The organism is Pedobacter polaris (assembly GCF_005116505.1).
GTDB classification, from domain to species: Bacteria; Bacteroidota; Bacteroidia; order Sphingobacteriales; family Sphingobacteriaceae; genus Pedobacter; species Pedobacter polaris.
On record NZ_SWBR01000001.1, the window covers coordinates 136,003 to 152,478 of the forward strand.

At 33.9% G+C, this 16,476-nt stretch carries 17 protein-coding genes and 1 tRNA gene; 8 read left to right on the top strand and 10 right to left on the bottom strand.

Annotation, left to right across the window (positions count from 1 at the left end):
• Positions 1 to 44 precede the first annotated feature (44 nt).
• The 8 genes from FA048_RS00625 to FA048_RS00660 all read right to left on the bottom strand — a co-directional run bounded on the left by FA048_RS00625 (position 45) and on the right by FA048_RS00660 (position 5,955).
• Positions 45 to 1,061, bottom strand: coding sequence for an FAD:protein FMN transferase (locus FA048_RS00625; RefSeq protein ID WP_136838069.1), 1,017 nt, complete (start codon positions 1,059 to 1,061; stop codon positions 45 to 47).
• Positions 1,061 to 2,383 (bottom strand): Gfo/Idh/MocA family protein, encoded by a 1,323-nt coding sequence (locus tag FA048_RS00630; RefSeq protein WP_136838070.1) that lies wholly within the window; start codon positions 2,381 to 2,383, stop codon positions 1,061 to 1,063. Before FA048_RS00630 ends, FA048_RS00625 begins: the two co-directional genes overlap by 1 nt.
• Before the next feature lie 33 nt (positions 2,384 to 2,416).
• Complete coding sequence (locus tag FA048_RS00635) at positions 2,417 to 3,376, bottom strand: formylglycine-generating enzyme family protein (protein WP_136838071.1); 960 nt, start codon at positions 3,374 to 3,376, stop codon at positions 2,417 to 2,419.
• Positions 3,377 to 3,747: 371 nt separating this feature from the next.
• Positions 3,748 to 4,221 (bottom strand): hypothetical protein, encoded by a 474-nt coding sequence (locus FA048_RS00640; RefSeq protein WP_136838072.1) that lies wholly within the window; start codon positions 4,219 to 4,221, stop codon positions 3,748 to 3,750.
• Positions 4,222 to 4,394: 173 nt separating this feature from the next.
• Positions 4,395 to 4,646 (bottom strand): GIY-YIG nuclease family protein, encoded by a 252-nt coding sequence (locus tag FA048_RS00645; protein WP_136838073.1) that lies wholly within the window; start codon positions 4,644 to 4,646, stop codon positions 4,395 to 4,397.
• A gap of 56 nt (positions 4,647 to 4,702) precedes the next feature.
• Positions 4,703 to 4,780 (bottom strand) — tRNA-Val (locus FA048_RS00650).
• A 98-nt stretch (positions 4,781 to 4,878) separates the two neighbouring features.
• Positions 4,879 to 5,604 carry a DNA repair protein RecO gene (gene recO, locus FA048_RS00655; protein ID WP_136838074.1) on the bottom strand — a complete coding sequence of 242 codons (726 nt, stop codon included), beginning with the start codon at positions 5,602 to 5,604 and terminating at the stop codon, positions 4,879 to 4,881.
• A gap of 3 nt (positions 5,605 to 5,607) precedes the next feature.
• Positions 5,608 to 5,955, bottom strand: coding sequence for a diacylglycerol kinase (locus FA048_RS00660; RefSeq protein WP_136838075.1), 348 nt, complete (start codon positions 5,953 to 5,955; stop codon positions 5,608 to 5,610).
• Between the two features lie 246 nt (positions 5,956 to 6,201).
• Between FA048_RS00660 and FA048_RS00665 the strand changes: the two genes are divergently transcribed.
• Entirely contained in the window at positions 6,202 to 8,559 is a 2,358-nt protein-coding gene (locus FA048_RS00665; protein ID WP_225872439.1) for an efflux RND transporter permease subunit, read from the top strand.
• A gap of 5 nt (positions 8,560 to 8,564) precedes the next feature.
• On the opposite strand, the gene FA048_RS00670 is transcribed toward FA048_RS00665, so the two are convergent.
• Complete coding sequence (locus FA048_RS00670) at positions 8,565 to 8,840, bottom strand: isoleucyl-tRNA synthetase (RefSeq protein ID WP_136838076.1); 276 nt, start codon at positions 8,838 to 8,840, stop codon at positions 8,565 to 8,567.
• A gap of 11 nt (positions 8,841 to 8,851) precedes the next feature.
• A complete protein-coding gene (locus FA048_RS00675; RefSeq protein ID WP_136838077.1) occupies positions 8,852 to 9,037 on the bottom strand; it encodes a hypothetical protein in 186 nt (61 codons plus the stop codon).
• Positions 9,038 to 9,119: 82 nt separating this feature from the next.
• On the opposite strand from FA048_RS00675, the gene ileS reads away from it, so the two are divergent.
• The 7 genes from ileS to FA048_RS00710 all read left to right on the top strand — a co-directional run bounded on the left by ileS (position 9,120) and on the right by FA048_RS00710 (position 16,439).
• A complete protein-coding gene (gene ileS, locus FA048_RS00680) occupies positions 9,120 to 12,515 on the top strand; it encodes an isoleucine--tRNA ligase (RefSeq protein WP_136838078.1) in 3,396 nt (1,131 codons plus the stop codon).
• A 7-nt stretch (positions 12,516 to 12,522) separates the two neighbouring features.
• A complete protein-coding gene (locus FA048_RS00685; protein ID WP_136838079.1) occupies positions 12,523 to 12,906 on the top strand; it encodes a TraR/DksA family transcriptional regulator in 384 nt (127 codons plus the stop codon).
• Positions 12,906 to 13,508 (top strand): lipoprotein signal peptidase, encoded by a 603-nt coding sequence (locus FA048_RS00690; protein WP_136838080.1) that lies wholly within the window; start codon positions 12,906 to 12,908, stop codon positions 13,506 to 13,508. Before FA048_RS00685 ends, FA048_RS00690 begins: the two co-directional genes overlap by 1 nt.
• Before the next feature lie 115 nt (positions 13,509 to 13,623).
• Complete coding sequence (locus tag FA048_RS00695; RefSeq protein WP_136838081.1) at positions 13,624 to 14,313, top strand: 3-keto-disaccharide hydrolase; 690 nt, start codon at positions 13,624 to 13,626, stop codon at positions 14,311 to 14,313.
• Between the two features lie 110 nt (positions 14,314 to 14,423).
• Positions 14,424 to 14,963: a GNAT family N-acetyltransferase gene (locus tag FA048_RS00700; RefSeq protein WP_136838082.1), complete on the top strand. Its 540-nt coding sequence runs from the start codon at positions 14,424 to 14,426 to the stop codon at positions 14,961 to 14,963.
• A 371-nt stretch (positions 14,964 to 15,334) separates the two neighbouring features.
• Complete coding sequence (locus FA048_RS00705; protein WP_136838083.1) at positions 15,335 to 16,030, top strand: SIMPL domain-containing protein; 696 nt, start codon at positions 15,335 to 15,337, stop codon at positions 16,028 to 16,030.
• Positions 16,031 to 16,127: 97 nt separating this feature from the next.
• Positions 16,128 to 16,439 carry a hypothetical protein gene (locus FA048_RS00710; RefSeq protein ID WP_136838084.1) on the top strand — a complete coding sequence of 104 codons (312 nt, stop codon included), beginning with the start codon at positions 16,128 to 16,130 and terminating at the stop codon, positions 16,437 to 16,439.
• The last annotated feature ends 37 nt before the right edge of the window (positions 16,440 to 16,476 follow it).

The window sequence follows — 16,476 nt, forward strand, 5'->3', positions numbered from 1 at the left end:
TTTAATTAATAGTAAATATGTATAAAAGCATTGAAATTATATAATTAATTCAAAATCAATTTCTTAAAACCAGCCGTTAAAGTATCAGCAACTTTCCCATCTGGTTTTTTATAGATAATATAAGCATCAATACCTTTCTTTGTTTCAACAAATTTCAGTGCCTTTTCAACTGGCATTAACATTAATGCATTATCATAACCATCAGCATCAATCGCTTTTTTTGCAAATACAGTTACACTTATAATTTCATTATTTATCGGATACCCTGTTTTAGGATTGATGATATGTCCGTATTTTTTCCCTCCAAAAACAATATATTTTCTATAATTACCAGAGGTAGTAATTGATCCTTCAACAAAAGATACCACATGGCTTAAACCTGCATCTTCAAAATCATTAACTGGCGGACGCTCTACACCAACTCTAATTAAGCTTCCATCTGGTTTTGGTCCCTTTGCTCTAATTTCTCCACCAACCTCTACAACATAGCTTTTAATAGCTTTTGATTCTAAAAAATCGGCAATAACATCAACTGTGTATCCTTGTGCAATTCCATTCAAATCAATTTCTACATGGTTGTTTTTCTTACTTAAAAAGTTCCCTTTAAGCTTAATTTTATCCACGCCGATTGTACTATTTAACAATGCTTTAATTTTAGATGTATCCGGCTGACTATCAATTTCATCTGCAAAAAGGCCCCATAGCCGCATTAATGGTTGAATAGTTACATCAAAAAGACCATCAGTAGCTACATTAATTTGAAAAGATTTCTCCAATACAGTTTTCATGTGAGGATTAACTTTTATCCTCCCTGCACTCATTGTATTAAATTTTATTATGGTTGAGTTTTTTTTGTATAAAGACATTGACAAATCAATAACCTCAAAAATACTATCAACCTGAGCTTTTGTTACAACCTCTTTTTCTGCAAAATAATTTACAGCATAAGTAGTTCCTTGCGCCTGACCACTTATTTTAAATTCTTGTAAGGTTGGTTTTTCACCAAAGCAAATTAAAAATAGAGACAATAAAAGTGCTGGATACTTTAACCCTAATGCCATTAAAGCACTTTAGTTTTACCTGGCATTGCTACAGTATAAAGTCCATTTTCATCCGGCAGTGATTTCGGCATTGCATCCCAAGCAAGTTTTTCTGGGAACAAGTTATTTTCTGCTTTAAGTGCTTCATCCCATTTGATAATTCCGCCAGAGTACGTTGCATACCTACCAATAATAGCTGTAAAACAACTTTTAGCTGCACGTTCAGCATCCCAAAACTTATATTCTCTTTTTGAAATTGCGTCAAACAATTCATCATGTTCAGTTTGGTATGGATTAGCATTCCCTTTGGTATTATGACTAAAAATTTCTTTTCCTTGGTGATCCCATAAAATACCCGAATTGTTTGCAGAAAGATAAACCTTACCTTTTGTACCTTGAAAGCTTTCATCAACCCTGTTGCTTGTTCCTTCAAAATGGCGACATTGGCTATAAATTACAGAGCCATCAGCATATTTAAGTTCTACAGCATGGTTATCGTAAATTTCTCCATAATTTTTACCAGTTCTCCAAGCCCTACTTCCGGTACCCTGAACCGATACTGGGTATGCATTTTTTACCCAATTGGCAATATCAATATTATGAACGTGTTGCTCTACAATATGATCGCCACATAGCCAATTGAAATAGTACCAGTTACGCATCTGGTATTCCATTTCTGTTTGGTTAGCAGTACGTGGTTTAACCCAAACACCACCACTATTCCAATAAACTTGGCCAGAAACCACATCACCAATTGCTCCGTCTTGTATTCTTTTTAATGTTTCTCTATAGTTTGTTTGATATCTACGTTGTAAGCCGACAACAACATTTAATTTTTTCTGTTTGGCTAATTCTGCTGCTGCTAAAACTTTACGTATTCCAGGAGAATCTACAGCAACTGGTTTTTCCATAAAGATATGTTTACCCTGTTTTACTGCTTCTTCGAAATGCATTGGCCTAAACCCTGGAGGAGTTACCAACAAAACTACATCAGCCAAGGCAATTGCCTTTTGATAAGCATCAAAACCAACAAATTGACGTTCCTTTGGTACATCAACCTTATCTTTAAATCTTTCAGCTATTAACTTGTAGCTAGCATCTAAACGATCTTGAAAAGCATCGGCCATTGCCACTAATTTAATGTTAAATTTAGTATTCAATGCCTGAAAAGCAGCTCCTGTTCCCCTATCTCCACAACCAATTAGTGCAATTTTTATGGTATCATCAACTGAAGAATGCATTCCTGCCCATGAATATCCACTCATCATCACACCTCCCGCAACAAGGGCAGAAGCTTTTAGAAATTCTCTACGCTCTTTTTGCGTTTTGTTTTCATTTGTCATAGTCTTAGGTTTTTGGTTTTTGGTTAGTTTATCTTAAAAATCTTTAATTGGCGCTTTGTTATAATATGCCTCTATTTCTGTTTTTGTTGGTTGTATAGCAGGTCTCACTAATCGTATTCCTATAAATGGAGCTTCTGGAAACCACCAATTACTTTTAGGAATTTGCGGATCTATTTGCTTCCAAGCTGGTTCTGATGCCATTCTTGCTGCAGAGCGAACTCCTCTTGCATCGTCTTCATAAGAACCTCCTCTAATTACCAATGGGTATAATTTATCTGCAATTGCTACAGGGTTTTTAGCATCTATAGACTTTGCATAAAAATCTGTTGTATATTGATCATAAGTCCATTCTGCAACATTCCCGTGCATGTCATATAATCCCCAAGCATTTGGTTTTTTTAGACCAACTTCTTGTGTTTTTTTACTACTATTAGTTTTAAACCAAGCATATTCGCTTAATTTATTTGCATCATTACCAAAAGTATAATCCGCATTACTCCCCGCTCTACATGCATATTCCCATTCTGCTTCTGTTGGCAAACGATAAAAAATGCCAGTACGAGCATATAGCCATTTACAAAACTGTATAGCATTGTACTGTGTCATTGCAATTGCTGGATAGTTTTGTTTTCCCATTCCAAAAGTCATATCTAAATAGGGCTTTGTAGGGCGAGTTACAGCATCAACTTGCTGGGCGACTTTTGAAGTACTATTATTTACTTCATAATCTTTGTATAGAAATGGTTCAAATAAATCCCAAGTCACCTCTACTTTGCTCATCCAAAAAGCATCTAATTTAACTTTATGTACTGGAAGTTCGTTTGGATTTCCATTTTTACTGCCCATCAAAAAATCTCCAGCAGGAATTGGCTGCATATCAAATGAAAGTTTAGTGCCTTCAATTTGTTGTTGATAAGCAACATTTTTTTGTTGTGCTAATAATTTGAAGCTAAAAAGTAAAAAGCAGAGGCTAATCCCATAAGTCTTGAACATGGGACTAAAATAAAAAGAAAATTGGAAATTAATTAAGAAAATTAGAAACTATCAACCATTTTACGCTGGCTAAAAGCTACCTCAGCATATTATAGATAAACTAAAGGCCCTTTGACCACCATCACCTTCAACCGTGAGGTTGACTATAATCATCTAACTTACGTTGCAATATTTAAAAACAACAATAGCGATGAGTATAAAAATGACTAAAATTACAACCCGTCTTCTACGTGCACTATCCATAAATATTTAAACGATTAATCTTTAAATAAGTTTGGATATTTAATTGAAAATCATGCTAAAAAAACCTAGATTTCTCTAAGGCTTTGGGGGGGGAATGAGGGATTCGAACTCCCGAGTGCCGACATTTGCTAAGCCAGAGTTAATTTTTTTCGAATTACCACCCAGCCAACAATAGCAGTAAATACTATCAAAATAGGGATGTAATCGTCGATAGGACATTGGTAAAAGTTTTGAGCCAAGACACCACCATACCAAATATAAGAACTGCCACCATTCGGAACTCTGACCGCACACTGTCTTGTACTAGTTGGATTTGGATTTTTATAGCAAGAATATGAAACAGCTATTCCCCCTGTATTACTATACGCAGGTTTGCCGACAATATCAGCACTCTGCCCAGAAGGCACATTTATTCCCAAAGCAGTTGGGTAAACTCCAGGATATGAAGCTACAGCTCCATATGGAAACACAATAATACATCCTGATGGATTTTGAGCTAATGAATATGTACTAATCGAAATTAATACAATTAATAAAAACATTCTCATGATATACAAGGGAAGTGGGAAAATTCCAATACAAATATAGTAGTATTTATTCATCCCTTTACAACTTTGATGAGTAATGTATTTTTAACACTAGTTAATTTGTTTATCAGAAATTGGATAACCTGGAGAGTTTTGTCAGACTATAAAAAAAGCCCTAGATCTCTCTAAGGCTTTTGGTGGGAAATGAGGGGTTCGAACCCCCGACCCTCCCGACGAATGTCGGGATGCTATGAACCAGCTGAGCTAATTAGTTTTTCTATCAATTTCCTGCTTTTCCACTTTTTAACTGCACGTTCTCTCGCGTATGCTTCTTCTTTTCTATCAAAAATTTCTTTATAAACCAGAACCCAATCGCCAGTATGGCCAGTAAAACCCGGATGGTTTGTATTATGCGTCTTTATCCTCTCCAATAAATCTCCAGTGGAGCCAACATAATATTTATTACGGGTTTTGGAATAAAGAATGTAAAGATAGAACATGCTTAAATATAGAAATTTGAGCTATAAAAAAAAGCCTTAGATTTCTCTAAGGCTTTTGGTGGGAAATGAGGGGTTCGAACCCCCGACCCCCTCGGTGTAAACGAGGTGCTCTGAACCAGCTGAGCTAATTTCCCTTTTGGTTTCCTCAACGTTAAAACTAATAATGTTCCTTCGTTTTGGGATTGCAAATATAGTGTGTTATTACAGTTTTGCAAAAAAAACTTTCACTTTTTTAAGAAAGAACTTCTTCTAACACTTGATGTGACTTAATTTGCCCGAACGAAGCTGTATGTAAAGTATAGTAAACCAATATTTTATCTAACAAAAATCGCCTTACCTTATTGTCTAATTTTATTTCATTTATTTTTTCAAATGAAGTAGAAAAGAGCAATAAAAAATAATTCGCATCAGTTTTATCAATAAAATAAGGATGAATTGGCATTGTAGATTTAAAATCTCCTTCTTGTAAATCGAAATATTTTTGGTCACTTCGAGTTTGTTCATGCGGGGCGAAACCTAAAAATCGAGATAGTTTTAACAAAAAGGCCAAATGAAAATTAACTGCTGGCTCATCACTTTCATCAAACCAACTAATCGCATTGTAAATGAAATCGAACAAATTTTCATCAGTATGCTGCTGGCGGATACTTTTATACAGCACCTCATTTAAAAACTGAACAATTGTGTTTTTTATAACATTATAAGGAATAGATCTAAAAACCGGAGACGGCCTTGCTTCTGCAACACGTTGAACTTGGGTATTTATTTTGTGATAAACTACCATATCCAACAAATGCAAAGGCTGTAAAATATTCATCGGTATCTTAGCCCTAGGCTTTTTCACTCCATTAATTAGGTAAGATTGTATGCCAAACTTGTCGGTAAAAACCTGAACAATAACACTGCCTTCACTATACAATGTTGTTTTTAATACAATTCCACGTACTTTATACAGCATTTGTTAAATAAACTTCGGAACAAAAATAATTAAACCAATAACTAAAGCCATTATTCCAGCTACCAAAACAGCAGCAGACGCAACATCTTTAATTGCTCCTGCTTTAGAATTTTGTTGGGGAGATACCAGATCTACCAAAATTTCTATTGCAGTATTTATCAACTCCAAAACAACAACTAGAGCAATTGCAACAGTTATCCATAACCACTCAGAAGAATTGAGTTTAGTATACAAGCCCAAGAGAATAACTAAAATTGTAGCGAGGCAATGCACCCTAAAGCTTAGCTGGGTCTTAAAGGCATAAGTTAATCCTTTAAAAGAGTAGACAAAACTTTTCAAAAACTTTTTCATAGGTATAAATCTGTTTTCAAGGGCAATAAGGTTATCATAATTTTGCTTATTTGCTTTTTGATTGGTAAAGTTCTGATAGGTTCATGTTTGGCTAAAACTACATCAAATTTATGAAATCGTAATTGCATCTTCTTATTTAACAAACAATTAAAGTTCATTTACTGTTTAACTAACACAATTATAGGCTTAGATTTTGCAATAACCCATTTTTGTAGTTTCTTTACTTTTTAAAAAAAGCAGTTGATTATGTGGGCTAAACTCTCCAGAGCTATTCTTCAAAACCGAATATTAATTATCATTTTCTTTTTAGTTGTTACAATTTTTATGGCATATCATGCCATAAATTTAAAGCTTTCATATGCTGGAAGTAAGATTTTACCACTTACAGACTCTGCTTTCATTAAGTATACAACATTCAAGAAAACTTTTGGAGAAGATGGAAGTGTGATGGTTTTAGGTATTCAAAGTCCAGCCATTTACAAAAAAGAAAATTACAATAAATGGGTTCAACTGTCTAACGAAATACAAAAACTCAAAGGAATAAAAGGTGTTTTATCAATTGGGAAACTCTTTGAACTTCAAAAGGATACCGTAAATCAAAAATTTGTAGTTAGTCCAATTCCAGCTGGCTTGTTAAAAAGCGATGCTGAAATGGATTCTTTAAAAAATCAAATTTTTGCAATGCCGTTTTACGATGGGTTATTATTAAATAAAAAAAGTAATGCCACATTAATGGCCATAACTTTTGATTCAAAAATCCTAAACTCAGTTGAAAGAAATCCAATATTAAAAGAAATAGAAGCAAAGGCTGATGCATTTGCAAGAAGCACAAATATTCAAGTTCATAAATCTGGCTTACCATTTATTAGAACTGCCACTAGCAAATTAGTTTCTAATGAATTTGTGCTTTTTCTTGGTCTATCCATCTTAGTTTCTGCTTTAATCTTATTAATTTTCTTTAGGAGTTTTTATGCAGTTTTCTTCCCTATCCTAGTTGTGGTTATGGGCGTGATTTGGAGTATTGGAACCTTAGTTTTATTCGGATATGAGATTACCATTTTAACAGGGCTAATTCCACCATTGATTGTAATTATTGGTATTCCTAATAGTATTTTGTTGCTCAATAAGTATCATGGAGAACTTAAAAAACATGGCGATAAACAAAAAGCATTAAGCATAACTATCGAAAGAATTGCCGTTACCACATTAATTGCAAATGTAACCGCAGCAATTGGTTTTGGCGTTTTATACTTTACAGGGAGTGAATTACTTATGCAATTTGGAAGTGTTGCAGCATTAAATGTAATGTTCACATGGTTAATGTGTTTATGCTTAATTCCCATAATTTTCAGCTATTTGCCAATGCCAAAAGGAAAAGCAAATACACCACACGTTCCTAACTTTTTAGATAAGTTATTGGTTAAAACAGATGTGTTGGTTCAACACAAAAGCATGTTGATATATGTAACTACATTTATTTTAACTGTGATTTCATTTATTGGAATCTACAAAATAAACATCAATGGCTATGTAGTTGATGATTTACCTAAAAGTTCACAAATTTTATCCGACCTTAAGTTTTTCGAAAAGAATTTTGAAGGAATTCTGCCTTTAGAAATTAGTATAGATACCAAAAAGAAAAATGGAATTTTAAGCATTTCTACACTTAATAAAATTGATAAGATGGAACGTATGATAGCTTCTTATCCTGAGTTCTCTCGTTCTATTTCTTTAAATACTGGGCTAAAATATGCTTCTCAATCATTTTACAATGGCGACTCTGCATTTTATCGTTTACCAACAGACATTGAGAAAAATTTTATTTTAGCTTACGCTGCAAACTCAGGAAAAGGGAATGGCAATATGCTCACCAATTTTGTAGATAAGGATAAACAGACCGCTCGTGTTAGTTTTCAAATGGCTGATGTTGGCTCTAAACGTTTGGATCAATTGCTACTGGAGCTAAAACCTAGAATTGATTCAATCCTTAAACCAAAAAGATTTAATGTGGAGTTAACAGGATCTAGCATTATCTTCTCTAAAGGAACTGATTACTTGTTAAAACATTTATTTGAAAGCATTGGCTTGGCCATTATTTTAATCTCGCTTTTACGCTTAGCTCAGTTTAAAAGTTTAGGCATTATGTTTATCTCTTTATTGCCAAATATAGTTCCATTGGTTATCACAGCAGGGTTGATGGGTTTCTTTAATATTCCACTTAAACCCTCTACAATTTTGATTTTTACCATAGCTTTTGGATTAGCTTCTGACCAAACCATTTACTTTTTAACGAGATATCAACAAGAACTAACCCTAACAAATTACAGTGTTATAAAAGTAGTTTCAGACACGATTAGAGAAACAGGTGTAAGCATGACACATATTGCCTTGATCTTATTTTTTGGATTTGGGATTTTCACCGCTTCAACCTTTGGAGGAACTGTAGTTTTGGGGTTATTGCTATCAATAACGCTAATTGTGGCATTAGTTTTTAACTTAACTTTATTACCAGCTTTAATGCTTTGGCTAGATAAAAAGAAACCGCGTAAGTTAATTCCTGCAGAAGAAATTGCTAAAAATGAAGATAAGATTGATCACATTTAATTAACCTATAACGTTTTAGAACCTTCTAGGTCTGGCTCTTCAGTAGGTGTTTTAGCAATTGGCTTTAATTCAACATCTTCACCTTCATTATCTACCTTTTTAGCAAATAAAATTGGGTAAAGAAACATTAATGCTCCAATAATTAATAAGAAACCAGAAAGTCCTAAAACATAGCTACTTCCTGTAACACGATTACTGCTCATAATTTGTGCAATAACTAATGCTACTATGCCAAGAATAATGGCTAATACTGCTTTTTGCAATTTCAATACTTTAATCATAACGTTGAGCTTTAGACTTTTCTGCGTTTTATTATACTTATAATAACAAAGATTAAACCAATAAGTTCTAACAACATGGTAAAAATGAGCATGCCAACTGTTGCCACCTGATTGGTATTTTTAAGCAAAATTGCAACAGGCATTAGTACTACTGCCGCAATCATAAATGCAAGGCCTATTTTAAGTCTTTTATCCATAAAACAATTTACCCCATAAAACTACTAAAATTCATTCCAAAACCTTAACTTTGCATCCTTTAATTTTGAAGATACTTGATTGATGTATAGGGAATTTAAAACTTTAGAACTAGCTAAAATAGGAGAAGAAATACTTAAGTTTTGGAAAGAGGAAATGATCTTTGAAAAAAGTATCAGTACTCGCTCAAAAGCCAAACCTTTTACTTTTTACGAAGGCCCACCTTCTGCAAACGGAATGCCTGGTATTCACCATGTTATGGCTCGTGCTATTAAAGATATTTTTTGCCGTTACAAAACCCTTAAAGGTTATCAAGTTAAACGTAAAGGCGGTTGGGATACCCATGGCCTTCCAATTGAACTAGCAGTTGAAAAAAAATTAGGCATTACTAAAGATGATATAGGTAAGAAAATTTCTGTTGAAGAATATAATTCTGCTTGTAAGGAAGAAGTAATGCGTTATACTGATGTATGGAATGACCTAACCGAAAAAATGGGTTATTGGGTTGATTTACAAAATCCATACGTTACTTACCACAATGAATATATAGAAACCCTTTGGTGGATTTTAAAATCGTTCTACGAAAAAGGATTATTATACAAAGGTTATACCGTACAACCCTATTCTCCTGCTGCAGGAACTGGATTAAGTTCTCACGAATTAAACCAACCGGGCACCTACAGAGATGTGAGTGATACTACGATTGTTGCTCAGTTTAAAGCTATTGAAAGTACACTGCCCGCAGCTTTAAAAGCATTTGGAACAGTTCACTTTTTAGCTTGGACAACCACACCTTGGACATTGCCGAGTAATACAGCTTTAACCGTTGGACCAAAAATTGATTATGTTTTAGTTAAAACCTTCAATCAATATACTTTTGAACCAGTCCAAGTTATTTTGGCTAAGGCATTAGTGGGCAAACAATTTGCTGGTAAATATTTTTTAGCAGCCGCTGATGAAGATTTTAACAACTTCAAAGCAGAAGATAAAAAAATACCATATAGCATTTTAGCAGAATATAAAGGCGATGCTTTAGTAGGCATCAAATATGAACAATTATTGCCTTATGCGCTTCCTTACCAAAACCCAGAGAATGCTTTTAGGGTAATTGCTGGAGATTTCGTAACCACAGAAGATGGTACCGGTATTGTTCACACCGCTCCTACTTTTGGTGCTGATGATGCTAGAGTTGCAAAATTAGCAACGCCAGAGATACCACCAATGTTGGTGTTAGATGAGAAAGGCAATGCTGTTCCTTTGGTAGATTTACAAGGAAAATTCATCGCATCATTAGGTGGCAATTATGGAGGCAAATACGTTAAAAACGAATATTATACCGAAGGTGAAGCTCCAGAAAAATCTGTTGATGTTGAACTTGCTATCCAATTAAAAGAAGAAAACAAAGCCTTTAAAGTAGAAAAATACGTTCACACCTATCCTCACTGTTGGCGTACAGATAAACCAGTTTTATATTATCCATTGGATAGTTGGTTTATCAAAACTACAGCTGTTAAGGAGAAAATGGTAGAATTAAATAAAACCATTAACTGGAAACCTGAAGCTACCGGCACAGGCCGTTTTGGTAATTGGTTAGAGAATTTGGTAGATTGGAACTTATCTCGTTCTCGTTACTGGGGTACACCTTTACCAATTTGGCGTACAACAGATGGCTTAGAAGAAAAATGCATCGGCTCTATTGCAGAACTGAATGCAGAAATCAAAAAATCAATTGATGCCGGTTTTATGCCTGCTGGTTTTGAATTAAAAGATATGCACCGCCCATACGTAGACGATGTAATTTTGGTATCTGCTAAGGGCGAAAAGATGACTCGTGAATTAGACCTTATTGATGTTTGGTTTGATAGCGGCGCTATGCCATATGCACAATGGCACTTCCCTTTTGAAAATAAAGAAGAATTCGAAAATGCATATCCAGCAGATTTTATAGCCGAAGGTGTAGATCAAACTCGTGGTTGGTTTTTCACTTTACACGCAATTGCGGTAATGTTAAGTGAAAGCAGTGATGAAATTAAAGCAATTAACAAACATGTAAATAACTTAGGAGTTGCTTATAAAAATGTTGTTTCTAACGGTTTGGTATTAGACAAAAACGGCAACAAAATGTCTAAACGCTTAGGCAATGCAGTTGATCCATTTACTACCATAAACACTTATAGTGCTGATGCTACTCGTTGGTACATGATTAGTAATGCATCACCTTGGGACAACTTGAAATTCAGTCTAGAAGGATTAGATGAAGTTCGTCGTAAATTCTTCGGAACACTTTACAATACTTATTCTTTCTTTGCGCTTTATGCAAATATCGACAAGTTTGAAATTGATTTAGAAAATCAAACTCCTATTGGCAACAGAAGCGAATTGGACCGCTGGATTTTATCATTGCTACAAACTTTGATAAAAGAGGTTGATGAAAGTTATGAAGCTTATGAGCCTACAAAAGCATCAAGAGCAATCCAAACTTTTGTAGATGAACATTTAAGTAATTGGTATATCCGTTTATCTCGTCGTCGTTTCTGGAAAGGTGAAATGACAGCAGATAAAAAGGCTGCTTATGAAACTTTGTTTACTTGTTTAATGAGCGTTTCACAATTAATGAGCCCTGTAGCGCCGTTTTTTGCAGATTGGTTATATAAAAATTTAACAGAGGCAAATCCAAAAGTACACAGTGCAAAATCTGTGCATTTAACAATTTGGGATGAAGTTGATGAAACTTTAATCGACTACGACTTAAATGAAAGAATGGAATTGGCCCAGAATATTTCTTCAATGGTATTATCACTTCGCAAGAAAATGGGTATCAATGTTAGACAACCGTTGGCAAAAGTGCTTATTCCAGTATTAGATGATAATTTCCAAATTAAAGTTGAGTTGGTTAAAGATTTAATTTTATCGGAAACTAACATAAAGGAAGTAGATTTTATAAAAGATACAGCTGGGTTCATTAAAAAGAAAATCAAACCAAATTTTAAAGCTTTAGGAGCAAAAGTTGGTAAGGATATGAAATTAGTTGCTGAAGCGATTAACAATATCACTCAAGAAGAACTTGTAGCCTTTGAGAAAGAAGGCACAATTGCAATACCTAATACCCAATACGCAATTCTACTTTCGGATGTTGAAATCATTGCAGAAGATATTCCTGGATGGCAAGTAACAAATATGGGCAATCTAACTGTTGCACTTGATGTTACAATTACTACAGAATTAAAGTTAGAAGGCTTATCTCGTGAACTAATTAACCGTATCCAAAATCTAAGAAAAGAGTTGAATTTTGAAGTGACGGATCGTATTACAGTAAGTTTACAAGAAGATAATTTAATAACCCCTGCAGTAATGCAAAACAAAGCATACATTTGTGCCGAAATTTTAGCAGACGATATTATGCTAACAGATAAATCAATTAAAGGAAACAAAATAGTAATCGAAGATGTTGAACTACAAATTTTGATTGCCAAACAATAAAAATAATATGGAAAAAACTGAAAAAACCCGCTACTCAGATAGCGAATTGAAAGAGTTTAAAGAGCTGATCCAAGGAAAATTAAAAAGTTCAAGAGAAGAATTTCTTTCTCTTACTTCATCTCTAAGCAATCCAAATTCTCATGGTACTGAAGATACTTCTGGTGCTTACAAAACATTAGAAGATGGTTCTGCAACTTTAGAAAAAGAACAAATTAACCAATTAGCTGCTCGTCAGAAAAAATTTATTGACAATTTAGAAGCTGCTTTGGTTCGTATTGAAAATAAAACATACGGTATTTGCAGAGAAACTGGAAAATTGATCCAAAAGGAACGTTTACGTGCTGTACCTCATGCAACGTTAAGCATGGAAGCTAAATTGAAACAAGGTTAATGAAAGGCTATACTAAACCCTTGATACTTATACTTTTAGTGCTAATTGCAGATCAGGTTTCGAAAACCTGGGTTAAAACCAATATGAGCCTGCAGCAAGAATTTAAGATTATAGGCGACTGGTTCATTATTCATTTTACTGAAAATAATGGTATGGCATTTGGTTTGGAGTTCGGAGGCGAATTCGGAAAGCTTGCATTATCTTTATTTAGAGTTATAGCAGTTGCTGGTATTGGTTATGGCTTACATTATTTAATTAAACGTAAATATCATAGAGGTTTGATTTTAAATGTGGCTCTAATTTTTGCAGGAGCTCTGGGTAATATTATCGACTCTGTATTTTATGGTGTAATTTATAAGTACGAAAGCTTATTTCATGGTCGTGTAGTTGATATGCTTTACTTTCCAATCATTAAAGGCACATTCCCATCGTGGTTTCCAATTTGGGCAAATGAATCATTTGAGTTTTTCCGTCCAGTTTTTAACTTGGCGGATGCTGCGATTTCAGTAGGTGTAATTTCCATTTTAATTTTCCAAAAAAGATATTTTAAGGAAGAGGTAAGAGACGAAATTGGAATCAATAACGAAACTGTTGAAGATTAATTAGATTTACAATTGTAGATATACGAATTACGATTTTATAAAACCTTGCAACAATTGTTGTGAGGTTTTTTATTTTAGATGATTATATTTGGTTACGTAACCAATATAAAAACTGATGAAACATTTAATCTCAATTCTTGCCTTAACGCTTTTAATTAATGTATCTACAACCTTTGCTCAACAGAAAAGCCTGTTTGATGGAAAAAGTTTAGTTGGCTGGCATGCTGATGTTCCCGCAAAAGATAAAGATCCAAAAACACCTGATGCTTTCATTATTAGAAATGGGATGTTAGTTAGCTTAGGTGAGCCTAGAGGGCATTTAATTACAGATGCTGTTTATCAAGATTATCGTTTAGAAGTTGAGTATCGTTTTGCTGGCAAACCAGGAAACTGTGGAGTGTTAGTTCATGCCTCTACACCAAGAGCTTTATATGGAATGTTCCCAAAATCTTTAGAAGTGCAAATGCAACATAAAGATGCCGGTGATTTTTGGTGTATTGAAGAAGACATTACCGTTCCGGATATGGAGGCTAGAAGAGGGCCAAAAGAAACTTGGGGAGTTAACGCGAATAAAGCCAGGCGAATTAAAAACCTTACTGATGACAGCGAAAAACCTTTAGGTGAATGGAATACCATGGTAATTGAATGTTATAAAAATTCGGTAAAGGTTTGGGTAAATGGAGTTTTAGTAAATTCAGGCACAAATTGTACAGTTGATAAAGGTCAGATTGCGCTACAAGCAGAAGGCTCTGAAGTTGAATTTAAAAAGTTGCTTTTAAAGCCCATTAAAAAGCTTAGTAAATAATAATGTAAGCTTTCTCTACAATTTAGTTATGTCAGTCTGAGCGTAGTCGAAGACAATTATTTAAATCCTTAAACCACACCCACAAGGATATTGATTATTAATTTTATTAGATGAATTTCGATTTACAACCAACGCTTGAAAATGAGTTGATCAAGATTGTTCCTTTACATGAAGATGATTTTGAACACTTATTTAATATTGCTTCAGATCCATTAATTTGGGAACAACATCCAAATAAGAACAGGTATCAGCGAGAGGTTTTTCACAACTTCTTTAAAGGTGCAATGGAATCTAAGGGTGCGTTTCTGGTTACTGAAAAAGAAAATGGGAATGTTGTTGGCAGCTCAAGATATTATGAATTAGATGAAGAAAATAGTTCTGTAGCAGTTGGTTATACTTTTATTGGAAGAGATTATTGGGGCAAAGGACATAATAAAGCCTTAAAAAAATTAATGTTTGATTATGCATTTCAATTTGTAGAGAGAATAATTTTACATATTGGCGAGACCAATTTTAGATCTCAGAAAGCAATAGAAAAATTAGGGGCTAAAAAAATTGATCAGATTGAAGTTGCCTATTATGGCGAACCTGTAAAAACTAATTTTGTTTATCAGGTGGATAAAGAAGATTGGATTAAAAACAGACTTTAATTCTATTGTGCGTCATACCCAACTCGATTGGGTATCTTAATGCGATTGAATAGGTAAATGAAACACTTAGTGCTTTAGGATTCCCGTATGCACGGGAATGACGTACTCTCTTTGATAGCAGCAATAGCCCTCGTCCCTAAACCTTATTGGAGCGGTATCCTTTGAGCTCTTGCGAAAAGATTTAGCGGAAAGAAGGGCCATCCTATAATAGTAGCACCCCCACTGCTTTTTTTTAAAAAATTACAAACTTTTTCTTAAAATTAAGCTTTTGATTATGTGAGCTTTAGGGCATTTAAAAAGCAAACATAAAATTGGTGCTGTGGAATTGGTATGATTTTTACATCTAAACTAAACACACAAAAAGAAAATATATGAAAAATTTAATAACACTAGCCTTCGTTGCCTTATTTAGTGTAAGTGCCATGGCTCAACAAGTAGATTTAAGAAAGAAGATTAATGTAAGTGGTTCAGCAGAAACTGAAGTTACACCAGACATTATCTACATCGGTATTTCTTTAAAAGAATATTTGAAAGACAATAACAGTAAAAAAAGAGTAGAGATTACAGAATTAGAAAATCAACTTTATAATGCTGTTTTAAAAGCTGGAATTGCAAAAGAAGATTTGATGATCAACAATGTATCAAGCTACAACTATGCTACGGAAAAAAAGAAAAACCCTGATTTTTTAGCAAGCAAACAATACCGATTAAAAGTGAGCGATCTTAACAAGTTTAATGAAATTATGGGCGCCATTGACGTTAAAGGAATTGCAAGCACAAACATTGAAAGCTATGATTATAGCAAAATGGAAACACTAAAAAAAGAGCTTAAAATTAAAGCTTTATTAGCAGCAAGAGATAAAGCAACCTATATGGTTACTGCACTTGGTGAAAAGCTTGGTGGAGTAATTGAAATACAAGATGGTGGCGACAATGTAGTACAACCTGTATACAGAAACTACATGTTGAAAGCAGAAATGGCTGATGCTGTTGCTGCTGCTCCAGAAATTGATTTCAAAAAAATAAAGCTCAGTTTTACTGTAAACACAGTTTTTGAGATTAAATAACCAATTAATAAAAATTAAATTACATTTTTAAGACCTACCAAACTTCTTGGTAGGTTTTTTGTTTATACATCAATAATTAACCTTAACTAAAAATAACATGAAAAAATTTATCTACTCTTTAGTCCTAATCTTTACGTTAGCAATTGGTACTAATACCGTTATGGCAGCTGACAAAGTTGAGCCAAAAACAGAGCTTACAGCTGAGCAAAGAGCTCAATTTGACAAAATCGTAAACAGAGTTGAAGAAATCCGTAACATGGATAAATCTAACTTAACTAGAGTAGAGAAAAAAGCTTTACGTAAAGAGTTAAGAGAAATGAAAGATAAAGCCCGTGCTTTGTCTGGAGGCGTTTATTTATCTGTTGGCGCTATCATTGTCATCATCTTATTATTGATCTTAATTTTATAAGAAAACACAATCCTATCATAAGAAAAGGCCCTCGAAT